At 67.9% G+C, this 21,686-nt stretch carries 20 protein-coding genes and 1 tRNA gene; 6 read left to right on the forward strand and 15 right to left on the reverse strand.

Annotated features, from left to right (window positions below; translation table 11 throughout):
- Positions 1-3: 3 nt before the first annotated feature.
- The 6 genes from ACSQ9A_RS11480 to ACSQ9A_RS11505 form a co-directional block, all read right to left on the reverse strand.
- Positions 4-411 (reverse strand): GreA/GreB family elongation factor, encoded by a 408-nt coding sequence (locus ACSQ9A_RS11480; protein ID WP_093109278.1) that lies wholly within the window; start codon positions 409-411, stop codon positions 4-6.
- Positions 412-733: 322 nt separating this feature from the next.
- Positions 734-1,123 (reverse strand): FHA domain-containing protein, encoded by a 390-nt coding sequence (locus ACSQ9A_RS11485; protein WP_436303744.1) that lies wholly within the window; start codon positions 1,121-1,123, stop codon positions 734-736.
- Between the two features lie 311 nt (positions 1,124-1,434).
- Positions 1,435-1,508, reverse strand: a tRNA-Gly gene (locus ACSQ9A_RS11490).
- Between the two features lie 61 nt (positions 1,509-1,569).
- Positions 1,570-2,046, reverse strand: a complete 477-nt coding sequence (locus ACSQ9A_RS11495; protein ID WP_436303745.1) for a c-type cytochrome — start codon at positions 2,044-2,046, stop codon at positions 1,570-1,572.
- A complete protein-coding gene (locus ACSQ9A_RS11500) occupies positions 2,043-2,726 on the reverse strand; it encodes a TetR/AcrR family transcriptional regulator (protein WP_436303746.1) in 684 nt (227 codons plus the stop codon). Before ACSQ9A_RS11500 ends, ACSQ9A_RS11495 begins: the two co-directional genes overlap by 4 nt.
- A gap of 2 nt (positions 2,727-2,728) precedes the next feature.
- Positions 2,729-3,154 (reverse strand): ester cyclase, encoded by a 426-nt coding sequence (locus ACSQ9A_RS11505; RefSeq protein WP_093109274.1) that lies wholly within the window; start codon positions 3,152-3,154, stop codon positions 2,729-2,731.
- Between the two features lie 210 nt (positions 3,155-3,364).
- On the opposite strand from ACSQ9A_RS11505, the gene ACSQ9A_RS11510 reads away from it, so the two are divergent.
- Positions 3,365-4,789, forward strand: coding sequence for an FAD-binding oxidoreductase (locus ACSQ9A_RS11510; RefSeq protein ID WP_436303747.1), 1,425 nt, complete (start codon positions 3,365-3,367; stop codon positions 4,787-4,789).
- A gap of 16 nt (positions 4,790-4,805) precedes the next feature.
- On the opposite strand, the gene ACSQ9A_RS11515 is transcribed toward ACSQ9A_RS11510, so the two are convergent.
- Together ACSQ9A_RS11515 and ACSQ9A_RS11520 are read right to left on the reverse strand one after the other, a co-directional pair.
- Positions 4,806-5,762, reverse strand: coding sequence for a cupin-like domain-containing protein (locus ACSQ9A_RS11515; RefSeq protein ID WP_093109272.1), 957 nt, complete (start codon positions 5,760-5,762; stop codon positions 4,806-4,808).
- A gap of 107 nt (positions 5,763-5,869) precedes the next feature.
- The gene (locus ACSQ9A_RS11520; RefSeq protein WP_436303748.1) at positions 5,870-6,241 is read right to left on the reverse strand and encodes a DUF2784 domain-containing protein; all 372 of its coding nucleotides are present in this window, start codon (positions 6,239-6,241) and stop codon (positions 5,870-5,872) included.
- A 150-nt stretch (positions 6,242-6,391) separates the two neighbouring features.
- Here ACSQ9A_RS11520 and alaS point away from each other — a divergent pair, with 150 nt between their 5' ends.
- Genes alaS through ACSQ9A_RS11535 form a run of 3 tightly spaced genes read left to right on the forward strand, consistent with a single transcriptional unit; the run spans position 6,392 to position 11,322 of the window.
- A complete protein-coding gene (gene alaS / locus ACSQ9A_RS11525) occupies positions 6,392-9,016 on the forward strand; it encodes an alanine--tRNA ligase (protein ID WP_436303749.1) in 2,625 nt (874 codons plus the stop codon).
- Positions 9,017-9,021: 5 nt separating this feature from the next.
- Complete coding sequence (locus ACSQ9A_RS11530; RefSeq protein WP_436303750.1) at positions 9,022-10,053, forward strand: 2-dehydropantoate 2-reductase; 1,032 nt, start codon at positions 9,022-9,024, stop codon at positions 10,051-10,053.
- A 15-nt stretch (positions 10,054-10,068) separates the two neighbouring features.
- The gene (locus ACSQ9A_RS11535) at positions 10,069-11,322 is read left to right on the forward strand and encodes a D-amino acid dehydrogenase (protein WP_093109270.1); all 1,254 of its coding nucleotides are present in this window, start codon (positions 10,069-10,071) and stop codon (positions 11,320-11,322) included.
- On the opposite strand, the gene ACSQ9A_RS11540 is transcribed toward ACSQ9A_RS11535, so the two are convergent.
- Genes ACSQ9A_RS11540 through ACSQ9A_RS11560 form a run of 5 tightly spaced genes read right to left on the reverse strand, consistent with a single transcriptional unit; the run spans position 11,313 to position 15,365 of the window.
- Positions 11,313-12,062: a transporter substrate-binding domain-containing protein gene (locus ACSQ9A_RS11540; protein ID WP_436303751.1), complete on the reverse strand. Its 750-nt coding sequence runs from the start codon at positions 12,060-12,062 to the stop codon at positions 11,313-11,315. The genes ACSQ9A_RS11535 and ACSQ9A_RS11540 overlap by 10 nt on opposite strands.
- Positions 12,063-12,103: 41 nt before the next feature.
- A complete protein-coding gene (locus ACSQ9A_RS11545) occupies positions 12,104-12,916 on the reverse strand; it encodes a substrate-binding domain-containing protein (RefSeq protein ID WP_436303752.1) in 813 nt (270 codons plus the stop codon).
- 46 nt (positions 12,917-12,962) lie between these two features.
- Positions 12,963-13,148 (reverse strand): hypothetical protein, encoded by a 186-nt coding sequence (locus ACSQ9A_RS11550; RefSeq protein ID WP_436303753.1) that lies wholly within the window; start codon positions 13,146-13,148, stop codon positions 12,963-12,965.
- Between the two features lie 4 nt (positions 13,149-13,152).
- Positions 13,153-14,493 carry a DUF5666 domain-containing protein gene (locus tag ACSQ9A_RS11555; RefSeq protein WP_436303754.1) on the reverse strand — a complete coding sequence of 447 codons (1,341 nt, stop codon included), beginning with the start codon at positions 14,491-14,493 and terminating at the stop codon, positions 13,153-13,155.
- Positions 14,490-15,365 carry a DUF6502 family protein gene (locus ACSQ9A_RS11560; RefSeq protein ID WP_436303755.1) on the reverse strand — a complete coding sequence of 292 codons (876 nt, stop codon included), beginning with the start codon at positions 15,363-15,365 and terminating at the stop codon, positions 14,490-14,492. Before ACSQ9A_RS11560 ends, ACSQ9A_RS11555 begins: the two co-directional genes overlap by 4 nt.
- A 526-nt stretch (positions 15,366-15,891) precedes the next feature.
- On the opposite strand from ACSQ9A_RS11560, the gene ACSQ9A_RS11565 reads away from it, so the two are divergent.
- Positions 15,892-16,227 carry a hypothetical protein gene (locus ACSQ9A_RS11565; protein WP_436303756.1) on the forward strand — a complete coding sequence of 112 codons (336 nt, stop codon included), beginning with the start codon at positions 15,892-15,894 and terminating at the stop codon, positions 16,225-16,227.
- 1,058 nt (positions 16,228-17,285) lie between these two features.
- Positions 17,286-17,600: a hypothetical protein gene (locus ACSQ9A_RS11570; RefSeq protein WP_436303757.1), complete on the forward strand. Its 315-nt coding sequence runs from the start codon at positions 17,286-17,288 to the stop codon at positions 17,598-17,600.
- Here the strand turns inward: ACSQ9A_RS11570 and ACSQ9A_RS11575 are convergent.
- Both ACSQ9A_RS11575 and ACSQ9A_RS11580 read right to left on the reverse strand, forming a co-directional pair.
- Entirely contained in the window at positions 17,597-18,907 is a 1,311-nt protein-coding gene (locus ACSQ9A_RS11575; protein ID WP_436303758.1) for an MFS transporter, read from the reverse strand. The two genes, ACSQ9A_RS11570 and ACSQ9A_RS11575, sit on opposite strands and share 4 nt — an antisense overlap.
- Positions 18,908-18,956: 49 nt before the next feature.
- Complete coding sequence (locus ACSQ9A_RS11580; protein ID WP_436303759.1) at positions 18,957-21,680, reverse strand: CoA-binding protein; 2,724 nt, start codon at positions 21,678-21,680, stop codon at positions 18,957-18,959.
- Positions 21,681-21,686 lie beyond the last annotated feature (6 nt).

A 21,686-nucleotide genomic window follows, 5' to 3' on the forward strand; every position in this document is an offset into this window, starting at 1 on the left:
CTCTCAGGTCGTGTAGTCGCCGCTGGCCTCGGGCTGGAACAGGATCTCGACCACCTCGGCGCGGCCTTCCTCGCCGCTCGGCAAAGTCCAGCTCGCCACCGCGCCGAGCCGCAAGCCGATCAGGCTCATGCCGACCGGCGAGAGCACCGAGACGAGGCCGGCGCCGGGGTTGGCATCCTTGGGGTAGCAGAGGGTCAGCTTGTGGCGCCGGCCCGAGGGCACATCCGCGATGGTCACTTGCGAATACATCGTGACGACATCCGCCGGCACTTCGCGCGAGCGCAGCAGTTCGGCGGCATCGAGGAGAGCTTCGAGCCCCGGGTGGGATTTTTCGTCGAGCAGCTTGCTGAGACGAAGGTGATCGAGTTCGGTGAGCGTGCGCTCGCCGCGAAGGGTGGTCGTCGATGACATGAAGCACTCCAATCGAATGCGAGCCGCAAAGGGTCGCTGTCGCGCGGGGCTTAAGCCCGGCGATCGATGGTTGCGCTAAACGAGAAGAGGGAAGGGCGATCGCCGGGCGGGGGAAAGTGCGGCTGGCGTGCGCTCAGCGGGCCGGGTCGCCTTGCCGTCGGCTGCGTGCGTGCGCCGGCCTGCCGCGAGGGCGGCGGGGGCTGCAGCGGGGCAGTCAGTGACGAGGAGGGTGGTGGCCGGGAAGCGCATGCGACCCATTGTAGGAGGCGGCGCGAGGGCGGCTTGGCGGATGACCCTTCGAGGAGTGCCGAGATCGAGCGGGTCAGGCGGCCGCGCCGCGCAATGCGTCAGCCCATGTGGGAGAGACGCGCTGAGATGCCAGTTCGAGCGGAAGCCCCGGGATCGTCAGCAGCCGCAAGGCCTCGACGGCCGTGTAGTCCTGATTGCCGGCCAGGAAGCGCATTCTGCAGCCGCCGATGGAGATACTGTCGCCATCGACAAGATGCTGCGTCTCCACCTTGACGTCGTTCACGTAGACGCCGTTGCTGCTGGCCAGATCCTTGATCGTCACGAATGGACCGTCGAGGACCAGCGCGGCATGGAGACGGCTGACTCTTTCATGCCTGATGACGATGTCGTTGCCCGAGGCCCGCCCGATGCTGGTTTCCGGCTTGCGCAGTTTGATCTGCCTGGTGGTGTTGGCGCTGATCAACAAGAGGAGTTTGGGCATGTCTCGCGTTCCGTTCTGTCGTTGTGTACCGGCAGATCGACGAACGCTGGAGCGCCAGGCACGCGTCTGCAGACCTCTGTCCGTCCCTTCAATGGGGGCGGATTGGAGGTCGGCAGAGGTTAGGGATGAGCGCTTCGGGAGTAAAACGCTTTGGGTGAATGGGATGCATCGATGGTGCGAATACGTCCTCGAAGCAACGCATGAAGGCCGACTCCGGGCCGTGACGATCGATACCACCAGCGCAATGAAAACGGCCCCTGCGAGAGGGGCCGTGATGCGCAATGGTCGGGGTTTGGAGCGGGTGAAGGGAATCGAACCCTCGTATGAAGCTTGGGAAGCTGCCGTTCTGCCATTGAACTACACCCGCAGCAGGCGCGGATTCTACTGCGGTCGCTGCCGCCTGAGCGCTCAGCGTGGCACGCGCTGCGTCACTCCGGGAACTGCACCACCGGCCCCGCAGCCCTCTTGCCGGGCGGCACATAGGCGGGTGCCGGCGAACCGCCGGGGCCTAGCGAGCGGGTGAATGCATAGATGGCCTTCAGGTCGGCATCGCTCATGGCGCGGACATTGAACCAGGGCATGGGTGGCCGCGGCCGCATGTTGCGCGCATGGTGGATCCACTGCTGCTCGCTCATGCTGGCCATCATCAGGCGCAGGTTGGTGGCATAGGTCGTGCCCCAGGGACCCGCCCAGCCCAAGGAATCGCCCGTGAGCCAGAGCTTCTCGTCGACCTGGCCGTTGCTGGGTCCGTAGTTCGGCGTGTGGCAATCGTTGCAACCGGCGACCTGTATCAGGTAGCGGCCGCGGCGCAGTTGGTCCTTGCCGGCTTCCGCCGGCCCGGCCAAGGTGCCGGCGCAGGCGAGAAGGGCGAATGCGGCGGCAACGAATTTCGGGTGCGCTGTCATGGAGAACTCCTTGGGCGTGATCGGCGGGGAAGAATCGTTTCCTTCGGCTTGCGCTGAACCGGCCTGGCCGGCGCCTGACCAGGCTGCGCCGCAGCCGCGACCAGCGCCCGGATCGCCCAGCGCCTGACCTTGCGCGCCTCGGCGTCGTCGAGTCGAAGCACATCCTTGAAGACCACCATGGCCTCGGGACCGATCACCAGTGCGAGCGCGTGCTTGAGGTTCTTCAGCGCCGCCGGCTTGATGGAGCCGTTCGCCGGCGCGAGCGCGGCTTCGAGCAGCGGCGTGCGGCGGTTCTGGCGTGCCGGCAGCTGCGCGTCGGTTTCGCCGCGGGCGCTTCGCTCCAGCGACTGCGCCAGCATCATTCGCAGCGGCGCCTCGTTGGCCGCGATCATCGTGTGCAGCGCGTCGTCCACGTGTTCGAGACGGGCGACCACGTCGTCCGCCGGCGCGCCGCGCAGCGCATCCTCCGCCTGCGGCGTCTCGATGTCGATCGATGCCTCCAGATGCAGCGCTTCGACGTTCGGAAAATAGCGGTAGGCAGTGGCGCGCGAAACCAGCGCCTCTTCGGCGATCTCCTCGAGCGTCGGCCGGCGTCCCTGTTTCGTCAGTTGCGATGCGGCCTGCAGCAGGGCCTTGCGGGTGCGCTGCTTCTGCTGCGGGCGGCCTTCGTTTCCCGCCATGCTCAGCCCACCTGGGGCAACTGCTGCAGGATGGCGCCCAGGTCGACCCAGACGTTCTCCCGGCGAATGTCGCCGTTGTCGGCGAACTCGATCACGTGCAGCAGGCGAAAGGCCAGCGGACGGTCGCGGCCGTCCATGCCGAAGGGGTGGCCCGGCGCCCGGCCGCTCCATAGCGAATCGTCGACCATGAAGTTGTCGCCGTAGAGGCGGCGCCTGGATTCGACCTTGCCTTCGGACAGGTCGGCGAACAGCGTCTCGTAGAACGGGCGCGCGCCTTCGCGGCTGCGGCTGGGGCCGCTGGGCCAGCCGACCACGTCGTGCTCGACGTCGGCGGTGAGCGTGGCCAGCACACCCTCCACGTTGTCCTGGGCTTCGAAATTGAAATGCTCGTCGAGCTTGCGATCCATTTCGCTGCGGGTCAGTGCCATGGTGAGTGTCCTTGCGGGTTGAAGCGCCAGCATCGTAATGAGATTTCAGTCTCATTACAAGAAAGTAATCTCATTTGATCCGAGAGCGCCCCAGCCCGCCACCGTCCGGACGCACGGATAGATTTCAAGGACGCCGGGTCAGGTGCGGGAGCGGCCAGATCGCAAGAATGAGCCTCCGGCTCTTCAACGCGTTCACTCCGGGAGCACCCCATGACCTCTCTGACCTACCAGACGCTGGACAAGGACGTCCGGCAACTCCAGCAGTCCGACGTCGCCGCTTTCGCGGCGCAGATCAGCGGCGGGGTGTTCGGCGCTGCCGATGCCGCCTACGACGAAGCGCGCAAGGTTTGGAACGGCACGGTCGACCGCCGACCGGCGCTGATCGCGCGGTGCATGAAAGACAGCGATGTCCAGGCCGCCGTGCGTTTCGCCGCGGCGCACAAGATGCTGCTCAGCGTGCGCGGCGGTGGCCATCACATCGCGGGCAATGCGGTCGCGGAGGGCGGGCTGATGATCGACCTGTCGGGCATGCGCACGGTCGTGATCGATGCCGCGAAGCGCACCGCGCGCGTCGCCGCGGGCGCGCTGCTCGGCGACTTCGATCGCGAGGCGCAGGCCCACGGCCTGGCCACGCCGCTCGGCATCAATTCCACCACCGGCGTGGCCGGGCTCACGCTCGGCGGCGGCTTCGGCTGGCTGACGCGCCGCCATGGCCTGACCATCGACAACCTGTTGCGCGCCACCGTCGTGATCGCCGACGGCACCGAGCGCGTCGCCTCGCCCACCTCGGAACCCGAGCTGTTCTGGGCCTTGCGCGGCGGCGGCGGCAATTTCGGCGTGGCGACCTCGTTCGAGTTCCAGCTGCATGAGGTCGGCCCCGAGGTGTACTCGGGCCTGGTGGTCTATCCGTTTGCGCAGGCGCAGCAGGTCCTGCGCGCGTGGCGCGACTTCACGGCCGGCGCGCCCGACGAGCTGAGCGTGTGGACGGTGATGCGCAAGGCGCCCCCGCTGCCCTTCCTTCCCGAATCGGTCCACGGCACGGAGGTGGTGATCTTGCCGCTCGTCTACAGCGGCGATGTCGAAGCCGGCGAGCGCGCCGCCGCGCCGGTGCTGCAGTTCGGCGATCCGCTCGGGACTGCGCTGGGGCCGACGCCCTATGTCGGCTTCCAGTCGGCCTTCGATCCGCTGCTCACGCCGGGCAGCCGCAACTACTGGAAGTCGAACAACTTCAGTACGCTGAGCGATGCGGCGCTCGACCTCGTGATCGCTTCCGTCGGCCGGCTGCCGGGGCCGGCGTGCGAGATCTTCATCGCCCAGCTCGGCGGCGCGATGGCGCGCGTGAAACCCGATGACACGGCTTTCGTCGGGCGCGATGCGCGCTACATCATGAACGTGCATGGCCGCTGGTCCGACGCGGCCGACGACGAGCGCGTGCGCGCATGGGCGCGGCAGGTTTTCCAGGATGCTGTGCCACACGCCACCGGCGGCGGCTACGTCAATTTCCTGACGGAGGACGAGGCTGAGCGCGTCGCGGGCAGCTACGGCGCGAACTACCCGCGCCTGCAGGCCGTGAAGCGGCAATTCGATCCGGGCAACCTGTTCCGCATGAACCTGAACATCGAGCCGGCGCCTTGAGCGCGTTGCGCCTTCGTCAGTGCGCGGCGGCCGAACGCGCGTGCCGGTGCTTGCGCAGCAACTCGAGCGGCACATCCATCGCGTGCGCCGCCGCCGCCTTGGCGCGATCGGCGTACGGATGCTCGGCCCCGACCTCCGCCGGCGACCAGCCGCAGCGGCGCAGCACGTGGTTGAAGGCATGCGCGCTGGTCCGCAGGTCGGACTTCTGCGTGCGGAAGGTGAAGGCGAGCGAGACGGACAGGTCGGGGCCGGTATGGACGCGGTGGGGCGCGATGAAGGGATGGTGCACGCCGAAGCCGGGCCGCAGTTCGTAGCGCATCGCCTTGGCTTCGAAGGAGGGCTTGTAGCTCGGGCGCTGGCTCTCGAAAGCCGCGAGCAGGCGGTCCTTCTCGGCGGCGCTCATGATCTCGTCGTCGCGCGGATTCCAGAGCATCACTTCCTTCTCGCCGCGCACCTGCAGCAGGAAGTTCATCTCGCGGTCCATGTGGTAGGGCGTGACCGCGTCGCGCGTCGAGATGAAGACGTAGGTCGAGTACCAGGTGATCACCGGATCGATGTCTTCGATGGCCGCGGCGATCTCGGCCAGCAGGTCCTCCAGCACCGGCCGGTAGCCCGCATCGCGCTCCGGGTTGTAGATGCAGATGTAGGCCTTGCGTTCTTCGAATTGCTCCAGCACGTCGTCGAAGCGCAGGCCCTCGCGGTAGCGCTCGTAGGAGGAGTCGAAATTCGCATCGCCGGGAATGGCGCCGACGCGGTACTGCACCTGCCCGCGCGGCAATCGCCGGCAGAGCGCGAACAATGCGTCCAGCGAGAAGCTGGGGTGTTCGCAGAGATGGTGATGGATCAGGAACGGCCGCAGGTTGTACGAACTGCGCACCACGTCGGGCTCGAACTCGAGCAGGTGTTCCGGCTGTCGCCGCGCTCGTGCTGCAAGGGTGGCGGCCTGTTCTCTTGTGACGAATTCACCGAGCATGATGACCTCCTCAGGCCAACCGATCCTGCCGTGCGCGTGACGCGCCGGCGCCGAGCTGTTCGGCGAAAGAGTACTCCTTTTGTTTTCAATTTTCCAGCGGCTTGGCATCAGCTTCGCTTCGCGCGCCACCTGCGAAGAAGCAGCCCATACACCCCAAAATTGAGCACGGCGACGAATGTGCCCGACGCGATCTGCGCGCCGCGGGTGAGGCCTTCGGGATAGATCGCGCCGAGCAGGTAATGGTCGATGAAGCCGCCGCTGTAGCCGGCCTGGCCGGCCGCGAGCCGCAGTTCGTTCTCGAGCGGCGTCAGCGGGCAGTACCCTCCGGTCCATGCCACCCATGCGCCCCACAGCACCGCCGGCAGGTGCAGCCAGGCGAGCCGCGGCCAGCGCCACACGAGCAGGCCGCCCGCCACCACGAACAGGATGAAAAGGCCGTGCAGCACCAGTACGGCGTCGGCCAGCAGGCGGTCGTTCATGGGCCCGAGCATAGGTCTTCGCCATACCAACAGGGGCGGTCGGGGCACGGGGCCAAACCTATAATCGAATGTTCAAGCAAATCAAGCAGTTAGGTGGGTTCGATGCAGGGGCTGCCCGCTCGGCCGCCTCTCTCAGAAGTCCAGTCCAAGATGAGCCAGCCCACCTTCAGCGTTGCGGATATCCGCAAGTCCTTCCTCGATTTCTTCGCCTCCAAGGGCCATACCGTGGTGCCGTCGAGTTCGCTGGTGCCCGGCAACGACCCGACGCTGATGTTCACCAACTCGGGCATGGTGCAGTTCAAGGACGTGTTCCTCGGCACCGACAAGCGCCCCTACGTGCGCGCGGCCTCGGTGCAGGCCTGCCTGCGCGCCGGCGGCAAGCACAACGACCTCGAGAACGTCGGCTACACCGCGCGCCACCACACCTTCTTCGAGATGCTGGGCAACTGGAGCTTCGGCGACTACTTCAAGCGCGAGTCGCTCACCTGGGCCTTCGAGCTGCTGACCCAGGTCTACAAGCTGCCGGCCGAGAAGCTCTGGGCCACCGTCTACATCGAGGACGACGAGGCCTACGACATCTGGACCAAGGAAATCGGCCTGCCCCCCGAGCGCGTGGTGCGCATCGGCGACAACAAGGGCGGTCGCTACATGTCCGACAACTTCTGGATGATGGCCGACACCGGCCCCTGCGGCCCGTGCTCGGAAATCTTCTACGACCACGGCCCCGAGATCGCCGGCGGCCCGCCCGGCTCGCCCGATGAAGACGGCGACCGCTACATCGAGATCTGGAACAACGTGTTCATGCAGTTCGACATGCAGCCCGACGGCAGCGTGAAGTCGCTGCCCGCGCCCTGCGTCGACACCGGCATGGGCCTGGAGCGCCTGGCCGCGATCCTGCAGCACGTGCACAGCAACTACGAGATCGACATCTTCGCTGCGCTGATCAAGGCTGCCTCGCGCGAAACCGGCGAGAAAGACCTCGACAACAAGAGCCTGCGCGTGATCGCCGACCACATCCGCGCCACCGCCTTCCTGGTGGCCGACGGCGTGATCCCCAGCAACGAGGGCCGCGGCTACGTGCAGCGCCGCATCGTGCGCCGCGCGATCCGCCACGGCTACAAGCTGGGCCAGAAGAAGCCCTTCTTCCACAAGCTGGTGCCCGACCTCGTGGCGCTGATGGGCGACGCCTATCCGAAGCTCGTGGCCGACGAGAAGCGCATTACGGAGACGCTGAAGGCCGAGGAAGAACGCTTCTTCGAGACGCTGGCCAACGGCATGGAAATCCTCGACGCGGCCCTGGCCGATGGCGCCAAGGTGCTGCCGGGCGAAGTGGCCTTCAAGCTGCACGACACCTACGGCTTTCCGCTCGACCTCTCGGCCGACGTGTGCCGCGAGCGCGGCGTCGAGGTCGATGCGGCCGGCTTCAACGCGGCGATGGAAAAGCAGAAGGCCGCCGGCCGCGCCGCCGGCAAGTTCAAGATGGACCGCGCCGTCGAGTACAGCGGCGGGGCCAATACCTTCACCGGCTACGAGCACCTCGAAGAAGAGGCCAAGGTCGTGGCCCTCTACTACGAAGGCGCGCCGGTGCAGGAACTGAAAGAAGGCCAGCCCGGCATCGTGGTGCTCGACACCACGCCCTTCTATGCCGAGAGCGGCGGCCAGGTCGGCGACCAGGGCGTGCTGGTGGCCGAAGGCGTGCAGTTCGGCGTCGACGACACGCAGAAGATCAAGGCCGACGTGTTCGGCCACCATGGCACGCAGACGCAGGGCACGTTGAAGGTGGGCGATGCCGTCACCGCGCGCGTCGACACGATGCTGCGCGCCGCCACCATGCGCAACCACAGCGTCACCCACCTGATGCACAAGGCGCTGCGTGAGGTGCTGGGCACGCACGTGCAGCAGAAGGGCTCGCTGGTCGATGCCGACAAGACGCGCTTCGACTTCGCGCACAACGCGCCCGTCAGCGCAGCGCAGATCCTCGAGATCGAGAAGCGCGTGAACGCCGAGATCCTGGCCAACCAGGCGACCCAGGCGCGCCTGATGGACATGGAGTCGGCCCAGCAGACCGGCGCCGTGATGCTGTTCGGCGAGAAGTACGGCGACACCGTGCGCGTGCTCGACATCGGTTCCAGCCGCGAGCTGTGCGGCGGCACGCACGTCGCGCGCACCGGCGACATCGGCCTGTTCAAGATCGTGAGCGAAGGCGGCGTGGCCGCCGGCGTGCGCCGCATCGAGGCGCTGACCGGCGCCAATGCGCTGGCCTATCTGCAGGAGCTCGAGGCGACGGTGAACAGCGTGGCCGCCACGCTGAAGACGCCGGCCTCGGAGCTGCAGCCGCGCCTCACGCAGGTGCTCGATCAGGTGCGCGCGCTGGAGCGCGAGGTCGGCGCGCTCAAGGGCAAGCTCGCTTCGTCCAAGGGCGACGAACTGCTCGCGCAGGCGGTGGACGTGGGCGGCATCAAGGTGCTCGCCGCCAAGCTCGACGGCGCCGATGCCAAGACGCTGCGCGAGACCATGGACAAGCTCAAGGACAAGCTCAAGACCGCGGCCATCGTGCTGGCGGCCGTCGACGGCGGCAAGGTGCAGATCGCCGCCGGCGTCACGGCCGACACCATGGGCAAGGTGAAAGCGGGCGAGCTGGTCAACTTCGTCGCCCAGCAGGTCGGCGGCAAGGGCGGCGGCAAGCCCGACATGGCCATGGCCGGCGGCACCGATGCGGCAGGCCTGCCGGCCGCGCTGCAGTCGGTGCAGGGCTGGGTCGCGGAACGGATCTAGCGCACATGGCCGAGCCCGAGTCCGAGCCGGTGCCCGTCGACGTGCTCGTGATGGGTGCCGGCACCATCGGCTGCTTTATCGGCGGCTGCCTGGCGGCGGAGGGCGTGCGCGTGGTCTTCGTCGGCCGCCCGCGCGTGCTTCAGACGCTCGCGCGGCGCGGGATCACGCTCAGCGATCTCGACGGCATGGAGCGCCACGTGCCGCCCGACGCGTTGCATCTCGAGGAGCGGGTGCCTCTGGGCATACGGCCCTCGCTGGTCCTCCTGACCGTGAAGAGCAGTGCGACGGCCGAGGCCGCGGCCGCGCTGGCCGAGGCGCTGCCGGCCGGCACGCCGGTGCTTTCGCTGCAGAACGGCATCTCGAATGCGGCCGTCGCATCGAAGATCGCACCCACGCTCTATGTGCTGCCCGGCATGGTGCCGTACAACGTCGCGGAGATCGAACCCGGCAGCTTCCACCGCGGCACGGTCGGCCGGCTGGCCGCCCGGCGCAGCAGGGCGCTGCGGCCCTGGCTGGCCGTGTTCGAGCGTGCCGGCGTACCGGTCGACGCCTATGACGACATGCTGTCGGTCCAATGGGGCAAGCTGCTGCTCAATCTCAACAACCCGATCAACGCGCTCTCGGGCCTGCCGCTGCGCGAGCAGCTGCTGGACCGCGGCTACCGCCGCTGTCTGGCGGCCCTGATGGACGAAGCGCTGGATGCCCTGGCGTGGGCCAACATCGCGCCGGCGCAGCTCGCGGCGGTGCCGGCGCGGCGCCTGCCGTTCATGCTGCGCCTGCCGACGCCGCTGTTCCGCCTGGTCGCGGCGCGCATGCTGCGCATCGACGACAAGGCGCGCTCCAGCATGGCCGACGACCTGGCGCTCGGCCGGCGCACCGAGATCGACGCGCTGTGCGGCGAGGTGGTGCGGCTCGCCAAGTCGAACGGTGCCCGCGCGCCGATCAACGAGAAGATGGTGGCGCTGCTGGAAGCCTGGCCCGAGCGGCCGGAGCACTTGTCGGCACAACGATTGCAATCGGCGCTGGGTTTGACATAGACGGCAAGGATTCGCATGCAAGTACTGATTCTGGGCAGCGGGGTGATCGGCACCACCGTGGCCTACTACCTCGCCAAGGCCGGCCACGAGGTCACCGTGCTCGACCGCCAGCGGGCGCCGGCGCTGGAGACCAGCTATGCCAACGCCGGCGAGGTGTCGCCCGGCTACTCGGCGCCCTGGGCCGGGCCCGGCGTGCCGCTCAAGGCGATCAAGTGGCTTTTGATGCGGCACAGCCCGCTGGTCATCAGGCCGATGCTCGATCCCGCGATGTGGCGCTGGGGGATCGCGATGCTGTGCAACTGCACGCATGCGCGCTACGAACTCAACAAGGGCCGCATGGTGCGCCTGGCCGAATACAGCCGCGACTGCCTCCAACAGCTGCGCGCCGACACCGGCATCCGCTACGACGAGCGCGCGCTAGGCACGCTTCAGCTGTTCCGCACGCAGAAGCAGCTCGACGGCACCGGCAAGGACATCGAGATCCTCAAGGCCTACGGCGTGCCCTACCAGTTGCTGGACCGCGAGGGCTGCGTGCGGCACGAGCCGGCGCTGGCCGCGGTGAGGGAGAAGTTCGTCGGCGGCCTGCGCCTGCCGGGCGATGAAACCGGCGACTGCTTCAAGTTCACGCAGGCGCTGGCGCGGCTGGCCGAAGCGGCGGGCGTGCGCTTTCGCTTCGGCGTGGGCATCACCGACATCGCGCGCGACGCCGCCGGCGTGACCGCCGTCCATACCGAGGCCGGCCCCTTTCGCGCCGACCGCTACGTGGTGGCGCTGGGCAGCTACTCGCCGAAGCTGCTGAAGCCGCTGGGCATTCGCCTGCCGGTGTATCCGGTCAAGGGCTTCTCGATCACGGTGCCGATCGCCGACGCGGCGATGGCGCCCGAGTCGACGGTGATGGACGAGACCTTCAAGGTCGCCGTGACGCGGCTGGGCGACCGCATCCGCGTCGGCGGCACGGCGCAGCTCTCGGGCTACGACCTGCGGCTGAACGACCGGCGGCGCGACACGCTGGAGCACGTGGTCACCGATCTGTTCCCGCAGGGCGGCAGCGTCGAAGGCGCGGAGTTCTGGACCGGCCTCAGGCCGATGACGCCCGACGGCACGCCCATCCTCGGCGCCACGCCTATTTCGAAGCTGCTGCTGGCCACCGGCCACGGCACGCTGGGCTGGACCATGGCGGCCGGCACGGGCCGCGTGATGGCCGACCTGATCGGCGGCCGCTCGCCCGAGATCGATATGGAAGGATTGGGCCTGGCGCGCTACGCCTGAACGGCCGCAGGCGCCACGCTGGCGCCCTGGATGCGATGCCGCGCCAGCGCCTCGGCCACGAAGCCGCTGGCCTTCATCTCCTCGACGAAGGCGGCCAGCGCGGCGGCCGCTTCCGCGCCGCGCGAGGCCGGCGTGCCCATCGCCTGCTGGATCACCATGAAGCGCCCCGGCAGCAGGCGCAAGCCGGGCGTGCGTCCGGCCTCGGCCTCGAGCACCTGCCGAATGCCGGCCGCCACCTCGACCTGGCCCGCGTGCAGGCTCTCGAACACGCCCTTGGCGCCCTGTACGCGCTCGATCTGCGCCTCCTTGATCTCGCGCGTGAGGAAGAGGTCGTAGGCGCTGCCGGTGCCGACCGCGATGCGGACATCGCCCTGGTCCACCTGCTCGTTGCGCCGGATCGGCGAGGCCGCGGGCACCAGGTAGCTGCCCTCGATCAGCACATAGGGCGCGGTGAAGCGCAGGCCCTCGCTGCGCGCCGGATCGATCGCGAAGAAGCCGATATCGGCCTGCTCGTTGCGTACTGCATCGACGGACGCGGCCGCCTTCTCGAACACCACCAGCCCGATCGGAACGGACAGGCGTTCTGCAAGAGCACGCGCCAGGTCGACCGAGACGCCGGCCGGGTCGCCGCTGGCTGCATCCTTGTTCGCGAGGATCGGATTGCCGAGGTTGATGGAGGCACGCAGCGTGCCGGTGGGCGCAAGGGCCGAGACGATGGCGGGGGTGATCGGCGAGCTCATGGTCGTTGCGGGCGTCGGTGGTTGATCGGGGCCGCGCCAGTTTACGGGCCGCGTGCCACGATCGCTTCGAGCCCGGTGCGTTCGATCACCGGCGCGGCGGCCGGCGAGTTTATGTAGCGGATCAGCTGCCGCGCCGCCTCGGGCTGCTTGGCGCCGGTCGCGATGCCGGCCGAGAACACCGTGACGCGCTGCACTTCCGCCGGCAGCGGTCCGATGTAGTCGATGCCCTTGATGGGCAGCAGCTCGCTGACCTGCTGCAGGCCCAGCGCCGCATCGCCGCGTGCGACCACGGTGCCGACGCGTTCGCTGAGGATGCGCTGGCTCTTCGGCTTCACCTGGTCCTCGATGCCCAGCTTCTTGAGCAGCTCGGTCTCGTAGTAGGTGCCGCTGGCGCTGGCCGAATAGGCGATCGACGGCGCCGCGAGCAGCGTGCGCTTGAGTGCATCGACCGTGCTGATGTCGGGCTTGGGCGTGCCGGTGCGCACCGCGAAGCCGATCGACGAGCGCACCAGATCGACCTGGCTGCCGGACACCACCTTGCCCTGCGCCACCAGCGCGTCGAGGGCAGGGCGCGCAAGGATCACGATGTCGGCCGGCTCGCCGCGCGCGAGGCGGCTCGGGATCGAGTCGCTGGCCGCGCCCATCGAGGCGCCGTAGGCGGTCTGCACCTTGCGGCCGTTGGCTTTTTCGTAGCCGGGCGTGAGCTCGTTATAGGCGGCGGTGAAGCCGCCCGAGGTCATGACGTGGATCGGTTCGGCAGTGATGTCGGGCTTGCCGCCGAGGCTGCCGCAGCCGGCGAGGGCGAGGGCAGCGAGCAGCAATGCCGCGCGGCGCGTGAGCGTGGGAAAAGTCATTGGCGTCTCCTGGGTTGTCTGCCAGCCATCGTAGGGCTGGAAGCTGTCAGGCGGTCCGCCCCGCTCCGCCACCCCACATTTCTGCGGCGACTTCGACAGGATCGCGCTGCCCGTACGAGGCGTAGATGTCCTTCGCGAACTCCGCCGATTGCTCGGGATCGGCAAGCCCTTCGGACAGGCGGCACCACTCGGCCAGGAAGGCACCGACCCATTGACTCATGGGATCGGTCATCGAACTAGCTGTCGAAGCTCACACGGGTGGCGATCAGCACGCCATCGACGACCTGCGCGCCCTCGACGCTCACGCGCACCCCGTTGCCCAGGTTCGACGCGGCGCCGTTGACGAACACGACGCCCGGGCCGCCGGCATTCACGAGTTGTCCTCGTACCCAGAAGCTCGATGCGGAGCTGAAGTTGCCGATGGCCCCGATCAGGGTGAACGACGCCGGCCCGCCGGTGCCAGGGATATGCCTGATCTTGAGCTTGGTCGCCTTGAGGATGCCGTTGGACATCGTGCCGGCAACGTCCACCTTCACGCCATTGCCGACCGAGCCGGCCGGCCCGCCGGTGATCTGCGCGGAAGAGGCGTCCACCGGCGTGCCCAGCACCCGAAGCGAACCCAGTCCCGCGTAGTCAGTGACGACGCCTGCGAGCTGGACCGGCGTGGCGTTCGCCGTCGGCACCGGGTACCACCACTGCACGAGGGTGGCAGGCAGGCGGCCCGGCAGGGCGGTGCTCGCACGCACGCGCACCAGGGTGCCGTTGGCAGGCGGGCGCCCGTCGGGGCTGCCGCTCAGGGCCGCGACGCTGTAGTCGACGACGAAGCCGCCGAGCGTGAAGGTGCGTCGTGCCTGATCGAGGTTCTGGACCGTGCCGGTGAGGATCGGTGCCGAGGGGCCGTGTTGCTCCACGCGCGTCGCACGCAGCACGCCGGGTGCCGCCGGCAGGCCCCAGACCTGCAGCGTCGTGTTGGGTGCGATGGCAGCAAGCCCGGTCGCATCGGCCCAGACGGTGGCGTTGTCGGTGGTCACCGTGGTGCCCATGATGACGAAGCTGCCCTGCGTCAGATCGACCGATGAAAGCGGGCCGCGAATATCGGCCGCCGAATCGACCCGGCGGGCCGTGCCGCTCGTGAAGTCGGCGTTGACCGGCCCGCTGACCTTCACGCTCATTCCCAGCTGCAGGGATGCGGCATCCTCGAGGTTGATGACGGCGGTGTCCGTGTCGTAGCGCAGTCCGCTGACGATGATGCTGCCCGCGCCATCGACCCCGCCGATGCCGGCCGCATCGGCGGTGCTCACGCCGGTACCGCCGGAGCCCACGCCCGATCCGTCGTCGCCGCTGGAGGCCGTTGTCGAGCCGCCATCCGTGCCGGACGAGCTTCCGCCCTGGCCGTCGCTGGTGCCGCCGCCGCCGCCGAGCGACTCGGCGGTCAATCCTGCAATGCCGGCGCTGCCGAACGCTGCGCTTCCGGCTCCGCTGCTGCTGCTGCTGCTGCTGCTGCCGCCACCGCCGCAAGAGAGCAGCAAGCCGGTCAACAGCGCCAGCAAGCCATTGCGCAGCGAGGTGTTCGTCATGCTTTTCTTCCCCGTAGTCGTTTCGAGGGCGTGGCAGCCGGTGCTTCAGCGCGCTCGGCTGCGCCATCTTCATAGTAGGTGTAAATGCCGACCCTGATGCGGCCCGAAGCCGTTTTCTCGGCCTCTTCGAAGGCGCGCGTCATTTCCCGGGTCAATTCGTGATGAAGTTGGCTCCACCGCTCGCGCACGAACTCGTGGATGCGTTCGCAGTCCTCCAGCGCAATCCCGGCTGCGAATACCGATCGTTCGAGCAAGGGCGGCTCTGCGCCGAGCGTGTTGGCCACGCCCGCGAGCAGGTGATCGCGCGTGTTGTCGCCCAGGAAGGCGAGCATCGTCTTCAAGTCCTTCGCCGGAACGAAGGCGGTGGCGTTGAGCTCCGCGCGGCCCTCGTGCTCGATCGCCATGTTCAAACGCACCAGCTCATCGAGGATGGCGCGGTGGTGCACGTTGCCATGGCTGGCGCGCCGGGCAACGGTTTCGAACGATGACGCCTGGGCTTCGGCCACGATGGGCAGGGATCGGTGCGCAGGGTCGTCGTCGATCATCTGCAGCCACAGGGTCAGGGTCTTGGCCGCGGCCGACATCTCGGTGTGCGGCAACGGATCTTCCGGCTCACGCACCTTCGTGGTCACGGCCTTGCGGTTCAAGCCTGTCGTCACCGACAGCTGGCTGATGTTCGGCTCGGCGCCCTTGTTCTGGAGCCACGCACGGCGCGCTTCGTCGATCAGGAGATCCCGCAGCAATTCCTCCAGATGGGGATGCTTGACACCGAAGGCCAGCGCGAGCCTGACCAACGGCCGCATGACGCGTGCGCAAGCCGCCAGGACCCAGGCAAGTTGGCCTTCTGTGATCTGTGCCTTGTCGCTGGGCAATGGGTCCTCGGACAGTGACGGGCTTTAACGCCCAGTTACCAACTGGACAGCGACTTGCGTCGCTGTCTTACAAAAAGAAGCACATCACTATAAGACAAGAGAACTACAGATGTGAAGATTTCACATCCAAGGTGCTTCCTCAGGAGAGAAAAATGTCAAAGCCTGTCACACGTAGCAAGAAAAAGATCACGCCCTGGAGGAGCGGCCGCCCGGTCGTTGCGTGGCGACGCAGCATGGCGGCGCCGCGAGTCTCGATCGCTCCGCATGAAATGAGCGCGCACCGGGCCTTTGCTGCAGCGACGCACGTCAGGAAAGCGATACAGGACCGCATCGTTCGCGCCTTCCGGAGGCACATCGAGGGTGCGGGGTGCGGGCCCACGGACGCAGAGCTGCTGATGTTCGCAAGACGCGCGATCGCGGAGCAACGATTGGGGCGCAGCCTTGCGCAAGCCAAGGCAGACCGGTACTGCGGCGCCGGGCAAACCTTCGGTGAACCTGCATCTGTCTTTCGTCGAGGAGAGCATCCATGACTGCCGCTTCTGTTTCTTTTGCCGAGCCTCCAGTTACGTCTTCGGGCGTCGCCTTTGGAAACCTCATCGATCTGGCGAGGTTGCAATCAGGCACTGCGTCAGCGGAAATCTGCGAGGCCTGCAGCACCATCAACATGGGCTCTGCGCGGTATTGCAAATGCTGTTCGCACAAGCTGCCGGCCTTCTATGCCAGCAGAGATGCAGGCAAAAAAGTGCCGCTGCCGAAGGAGTCGCGCATCGTCCTGCGGCGGGCATGGGCCTTGGACTTTGCAGCCTTCTGGCTCGTGATCAATTCACTGGTGATCGTCACGAAGTTCATCCCCATCCCATAGCGCTGCTTGCACTGTCCGACGGATCATCGGAATGACCAAGTTCTGCGAGTCGTGCCACACGCCCAACAGAGACAGCGCAAGGTATTGCCGGGGTTGTGCGGGCGAGTTCTCGGGCATCCGCTCAGGCACGACAACGTTCGATACCACCACGTCCAGTGAACCGCTCGCGGTGCCAACGGCGCCGCGCTATTCGTTGGCGTTGAAGGCTGTTGCTCGCGAGCCGCGGAGCACTGGTGCACTGAGACGCGTGGGATGGATACCCGTGCCGCCAGGTGTCGACGTGTCCATCGTCTTGTTGTTGATCGTGCTGGCGCTGCTGCATGGCGCTTTCGTCTTCTGGTACTTGAGCCGCGATGCGACGCGCATTGTCCCGCCTTCGAGCGCGGCCTCATCCCTGTTGCAGCCGGCCAGCCCGGCTGCGGAGCAAACAGCAGTTGCTTCTTCGCCGCCGCCTGCCGCGTCCGTGGACCCCGCGCCGGTGGCCTCTGTTCAACCGGCGACGGCGGCAACAGGAGGCACGCCACAGCAGCCTGATGTGCCGCAGGCTCTATCGAGCGTGGGCTCACCAGCTGAAGCCTCGGTTGATCAAGACGATCTCGTTCCCCAGCCGGCTCGAACCACGGTGGCGACTGTTCAGGTTCAGCCCAGAACGGCGCGTGTCGAAGCAACGCCGGTGCCAGCGCCGATGCCGATGCCGATGCCAAGAGCGCAGCCACCTATCCAACCCCGAACTGCCACGGCAGACGCACCCGAAGCCAAGGGCGACGCGCCTGCCGCTCCGGTCGTGGTGTTGGCGAGCCCACCTGTGGCCGATGCGCGCCCCAGCCTCAGCGAGGCGCGACCTGCGGCGCGCTCAGGCACACAGCTCCAAGCCGCCGCTCGTCCGGCAACAAGAAGCTCGACCGCCTGCGACCGATACAACCCCTTTGGAGAGGTGCCCTGCTTGAACTTCAGGCAGGCAGGTCAGGCGCCTCAGGCATCACAAGCCGGGACTGCCGGCGCAGTGATCATCTCCAAAGGTTCGGGCGGAGGTATTGGCGCCGATCCCGGCGGCAGCGGTGGCGGTAGCTCCTCGGGTGCTGGCTCCGGCGCTGGCGCCGCCGGTGGTGGCGCCGGCGGTGGCGGTGCCGGCGGTGGTGGTGCCGGTGCCGGTGGTGGTGGTGCCGGTAGTGGCGGTGCCGGTGGTGGCGGTGGCGGTGCCGGCGGTGGTGGTGGTGGTGGTGGTGCCGGCGGTGGCGGTGGGCCTGGCGGTGGCGGTGGGCCTGGCGGCGGCGGTGGGCCCGGCGGTGGCGGTGGGCCTGGTGGCGGCGGCGGGCCCGGCGGTGGCGGTGGGCCTGGTGGCGGCGGCGGACCCGGAAGATGACTTGATCTAGCCTCGGACCACCCTCCCGGCCTGGCGCCGGTACAGCGCCAGCGTCGCAAGCAGCCCGCAGACCGCCGCGAAGCTCATCCAGTAGGCCGGCGCCGCCTTGTCCGCAGTCGCCTCGATCAACCAGGTCGACACGGCCGGCGTGAAGCCGCCGAAGATTGCGGTGGCGAGACTGTAGGCCAGCGAGAAGCCGACCACGCGCACCTGCGCCGGCATCACTTCGGTGAGCGCGACCACCATCGCACCGTTGTACATGCCGAACAGGAACGAGAACCACAAGAGCACGTCGAGCATGCGGCCGAAGCTCGGCGCCGCCGCCAGCCAGGACATGGCCGGATAGGCGGTGAGGATGGCCAGCACGGTCATCGCGACGAGCAGCGGCTTGCGGCCGATGCGATCGGAGAGTGCGCCGCCCACCGGCAGCCAGATGAAGTTGGTGACGGCGACCAGCAGCGTGACGATCAGGCTGTCCTTGGCGCTCAGGTGCAGCACCGTGCGGCCGAAGGTCGGCGTGTAGACCGTGATCAGGTAGAAGGTGGCGGTGGTCATCGCCACCAGCAGCATGCCGGCGAACACGATGCGCCAGTTCTGCCGCATCGATGCGGCCACCTCGCGCGTCGTCGGATGGTGTTTGCGGGCCTGGAACTCCTCGGTCTCCTGCAGCGAGCGGCGCAGCACGAAGATGCAGGGGATGATCGCGCAGCCGACGAAGAAGGGCACGCGCCAGCCCCAGCCGGCCAGCGTCTCGGGGCTCATGAGCTCGTTGAGTGCGAAACCCAGCGCCGCGGCCAGCACGATCGCGACCTGCTGGCTCGCCGATTGCCAGGCGGTGTAGAAGCCCTTGTGCCCGGGCGTCGCCATCTCCGAGAGGTAGACCGAGACGCCGCCCAGCTCGGCGCCCGCCGAGAAGCCCTGCAGCAGCCGGCCCAGTAGCACCAGGGCCGGCGCGAGCAGGCCGATCGAGGCATAGCCCGGGACGAAGGCGATCAGCACGGTGCCGCTGGCCATGATCGCGAGCGTGACGATCAGGCCCTTGCGGCGCCCGACCTCGTCGATGTAGGCGCCGAGGATGATGGCGCCCAGCGGCCGCATCAGGAAGCCGGCGCCGAACACCGCGAAGGTCAGCATCAGCGAAGCGAAATCACTGGTGGCGGGAAAGAAGGCCTTCGCGATGTAGGTCGCATAGAAGCCGAACAGGAAGAAGTCGAACTGCTCGAGGAAGTTGCCGCTCGTCACGCGGAGCACCGCGCCGAGCTTGGAGCCTTGTTGAACGGACGCGGGCGCGCCGTCGGCCAGGATGGCTGTGGTCATGATGGATCGTGCTTGCGGCATGCTGACCAGAGCCTGAACAGGCCCTGGCTCAGGCGACGAACTTGCAGAGCGAGGCGGCGGTGCGCGTGTCCATGTTGCGTCCGCGGTTCAGGTGGTCGTCGATCTCGGCCGCGCAGCCGAGCATGCGCGGGTAGAGGAAGATGGTGAAGGCTGCGGTCTCGAGCTCGCGTTCGCCGATCTCGCCTGACTGCAGCGGCTGCCACAGCATCTTGAGCAGCAGGGCCGCGATCACCGCGTCGACGTTCACGCAGTAGACGTTGCGCGAGACGCCGGCGTCGAACAGCTGCTGCACCAGCGCCCGGTAGAAATCGTGGAACACGTTGCAGTCGCCGCGCGCTTCCTGCAGCTTGGCGATGAACACTTCGCGCGGATCGAAGTTGACCGGCTTGTCCTTGAACACCGGATGGTTCACGCCGGGCAGCTTGGCGATGTCGAGGCTGCCCACGGTCTTCTTCTGGCTTTTGTATTGCGCGTACTGCTCCACCGCGCGCGCGGCCAGCGCCTTCAGGTCGATGCCGTGGTCGCTGGCGCTCGGATCCTTCAGGCCGCTCGCCTTGAACTGCTCGTTGAGGTAGGCGATGCCCTCATAGCCGTTGCCGCCGTGCGCATAGCCGGTGTGCGTGAGAAAGCCGATCAGCGCCTTGTTGAGCTGCACGCGCTCGGGCTGCTCGGGTCCGTCGGCCGAGACCGCGCCCTTGGCGCCCTGCGCCGAGATCGCGCCCGGGCCGTTGGTCAGGAGCAGGCCGACCAGCGTCTGGAAGGCGAACAGATCCTTCTCGCCCGGCGTGTGGCCCAGGAGCGCCGCGAAGGCGATCTCGCCCAGGCTGAGGCTTCCCAGCATCTGCTCCTGCGCGATGCCGCAGAAGCGCCCGGCCTCGTGCTTCGAGGCCTCGGCCGAAGCGCCGATCAGCGTGCCAAACAGTTGCAGCCACCAGGGGAAGTTTTCGGCGGTCAGACGCGAGATGCGCTTGCGCGAGAGCGGGCCCCAGGCCAGCGTGGCCGAGATCGCGGCCAGCACCGCGGCTTCGGTCGGATGGCCCGGTTGGTTCTGCAGCCAGCGCAGGAACACCGAACGCGCGCCGCGTGCCCGGACGCCGGCGATCAGGGCCTGGGCGCGGGCATCGGGTGTCTCGGTCGTGAGCTCGGGCGGGTCCGAGGCATCGACCGTGCCGACGTCGAAGCTCTCGCTCAGCGAGGCGCCGAACTCGGTGCCCAGCCCGGCGGCATGGAAGCGCTCGAGCATGAACTTGAGCGCAGCGCGCGCCGCTTGCTGCCGCTTCGGCCCGACGATGGCGGCCGCGGCGGCCAGCACCGCGTTGGGTGCGTTGCCGGCCTCGCGGCTGGCTTCGGCTGCCGCCAGCTCGGGCCGGCCATGCAGGTTGACGAAGGCCGCGATCGCGGGTGCGATCAGCTTGCGGTCGTTCTCGCCGCCGGCGTCGTGCACCAGCGCCAGCGCGACGTTCGACTCCAGCGGCAGCGTGGCCGCATCGAGCATGCTGGTGCCGTGCAGGCTGCTGACCTGCGTCTTCGCGTCCATCTGCGAGGCGCCGGATGCATCCTTCATGGCCTGGCGCGGCACCACGCCGCCGATCTGCGTGTTGAGCAGCGCCACCTGTTCGTTGTAGGGCGCGACCGCTTCCACCACCAGCGGACGCAGTTCATCGGGCAGATCCAGCCCTTCGTCGGAACCGAACCAGGGCTTGAGCGCCAGGTTTCCTTCGGCCGCGAAGTCGGGCATGGTCGCATTGGCGCGCATCACGGCCGTGAGCGCGGCCGGGATGTGGGCGATGTTGGTCACCAGCGCGCCCTTGGCAGAGAACACCGGGTTGTCGGGCGTGAAGATCGCGTCGACGCCGAACTTGTCCATGAACCAGCGTTCCTTGGCCAGCGCGTCGTCCGAGCCGCCGGCCATCGCGCCGGCATGGCCGACCGCGCGCGTGAGCTTGCTCTTCCAGCGGCCCACCACGCAGGCCACCACTGGCTTGGTGAACTGGGCATCGAACTCGTAGTAGCCGCCGGGTTCGCAGTAGAGCACCGCGGCCTTGCTGCGCGCATCGTTGGCCAGCGCGAATGCGAACTCGGGCGCCGCGTAGTGGATGTAGACGTCCTTGCCCGAGGAGATGACGGTGGTGGTGCCCCAGCCCGCCATGCGCAGGTACTGCGCGATGGTGGTCGAGAAGCCGCCCGAGTTGGAGAAGATCGCGATCGAGCCCGGCCTGAGCGAGTCGCCGGGCTTGTCGCCGCCCAATGCGCCGCCGATGCGCACCTGGTTCCACGAGTCGGCCACGCCGAGCCCGTTGGCGCCAAAGATGTCGATGCCGTTCTGCTGCCCCATGGCGCGGATCTCGCGCGCGTCGTGCACGGCGATCTTCTCGGTGATGATGAAGATCTTGCGCAGGTCGGGGTTGACGCGGATCAGCTCGGCCACGCCGTCGCGCGCGGCCGAGGGCGGCAGATAGACCACGCCGCAGTTGAAGCGGTGTCCCGCGGCCAGCGCGTCGCGCACGTTGTTGTAGACCGGGATGTTGCCGATGCTCGTCTCGAGCACCGCACCGCCCTTGCCCGGCGCCGTGCCGCACACCACGTTGCCGCCGGAGTACACATGGCTCACCGGCGTCACCTCGCTCGATTCACCGCCCAGGATGTTGAGCACGCAGACGCGGTCGTCGCGCGACGCCACCTGCGTGAGCGAGCTGATGCCGACGTGGTACTTGAAGTCGCCGACGCCTTTTTTCTGCCAGTTGGCTTGCATGGTGAT

It is taken from the genome of Variovorax sp. LjRoot290, assembly GCF_964253985.1.
In the GTDB taxonomy this organism is placed as follows: Bacteria; Pseudomonadota; Gammaproteobacteria; order Burkholderiales; family Burkholderiaceae_C; genus Variovorax.

Excerpts from the sequence above, each read along its gene's own strand:
- ACSQ9A_RS11575 (WP_436303758.1), bottom strand. The coding sequence starts at position 18,907 with ATGACCACAGCCATCCTGGCCGACGGCGCGCCCGCGTCCGTTCAACAA.
- ACSQ9A_RS11480 (WP_093109278.1), bottom strand. The coding sequence starts at position 411 with ATGTCATCGACGACCACCCTTCGCGGCGAGCGCACGCTCACCGAACTC.
- ACSQ9A_RS11565 (WP_436303756.1), top strand. The coding sequence starts at position 15,892 with ATGACTGCCGCTTCTGTTTCTTTTGCCGAGCCTCCAGTTACGTCTTCG.
- ACSQ9A_RS11500 (WP_436303746.1), bottom strand. The coding sequence starts at position 2,726 with ATGGCGGGAAACGAAGGCCGCCCGCAGCAGAAGCAGCGCACCCGCAAG.
- ACSQ9A_RS11555 (WP_436303754.1), bottom strand. The coding sequence starts at position 14,493 with ATGACGAACACCTCGCTGCGCAATGGCTTGCTGGCGCTGTTGACCGGC.
- ACSQ9A_RS11545 (WP_436303752.1), bottom strand. The coding sequence starts at position 12,916 with ATGACTTTTCCCACGCTCACGCGCCGCGCGGCATTGCTGCTCGCTGCC.
- ACSQ9A_RS11515 (WP_093109272.1), bottom strand. The coding sequence starts at position 5,762 with ATGCTCGGTGAATTCGTCACAAGAGAACAGGCCGCCACCCTTGCAGCA.
- ACSQ9A_RS11505 (WP_093109274.1), bottom strand. The coding sequence starts at position 3,154 with ATGGCACTGACCCGCAGCGAAATGGATCGCAAGCTCGACGAGCATTTC.
- ACSQ9A_RS11550 (WP_436303753.1), bottom strand. The coding sequence starts at position 13,148 with ATGACCGATCCCATGAGTCAATGGGTCGGTGCCTTCCTGGCCGAGTGG.
- ACSQ9A_RS11580 (WP_436303759.1), bottom strand. The coding sequence starts at position 21,680 with ATGCAAGCCAACTGGCAGAAAAAAGGCGTCGGCGACTTCAAGTACCAC.
- ACSQ9A_RS11495 (WP_436303745.1), bottom strand. The coding sequence starts at position 2,046 with ATGACAGCGCACCCGAAATTCGTTGCCGCCGCATTCGCCCTTCTCGCC.
- ACSQ9A_RS11520 (WP_436303748.1), bottom strand. The coding sequence starts at position 6,241 with ATGAACGACCGCCTGCTGGCCGACGCCGTACTGGTGCTGCACGGCCTT.
- alaS (WP_436303749.1), top strand. The coding sequence starts at position 6,392 with ATGAGCCAGCCCACCTTCAGCGTTGCGGATATCCGCAAGTCCTTCCTC.
- ACSQ9A_RS11510 (WP_436303747.1), top strand. The coding sequence starts at position 3,365 with ATGACCTCTCTGACCTACCAGACGCTGGACAAGGACGTCCGGCAACTC.
- ACSQ9A_RS11530 (WP_436303750.1), top strand. The coding sequence starts at position 9,022 with ATGGCCGAGCCCGAGTCCGAGCCGGTGCCCGTCGACGTGCTCGTGATG.
- ACSQ9A_RS11540 (WP_436303751.1), bottom strand. The coding sequence starts at position 12,062 with ATGAGCTCGCCGATCACCCCCGCCATCGTCTCGGCCCTTGCGCCCACC.
- ACSQ9A_RS11535 (WP_093109270.1), top strand. The coding sequence starts at position 10,069 with ATGCAAGTACTGATTCTGGGCAGCGGGGTGATCGGCACCACCGTGGCC.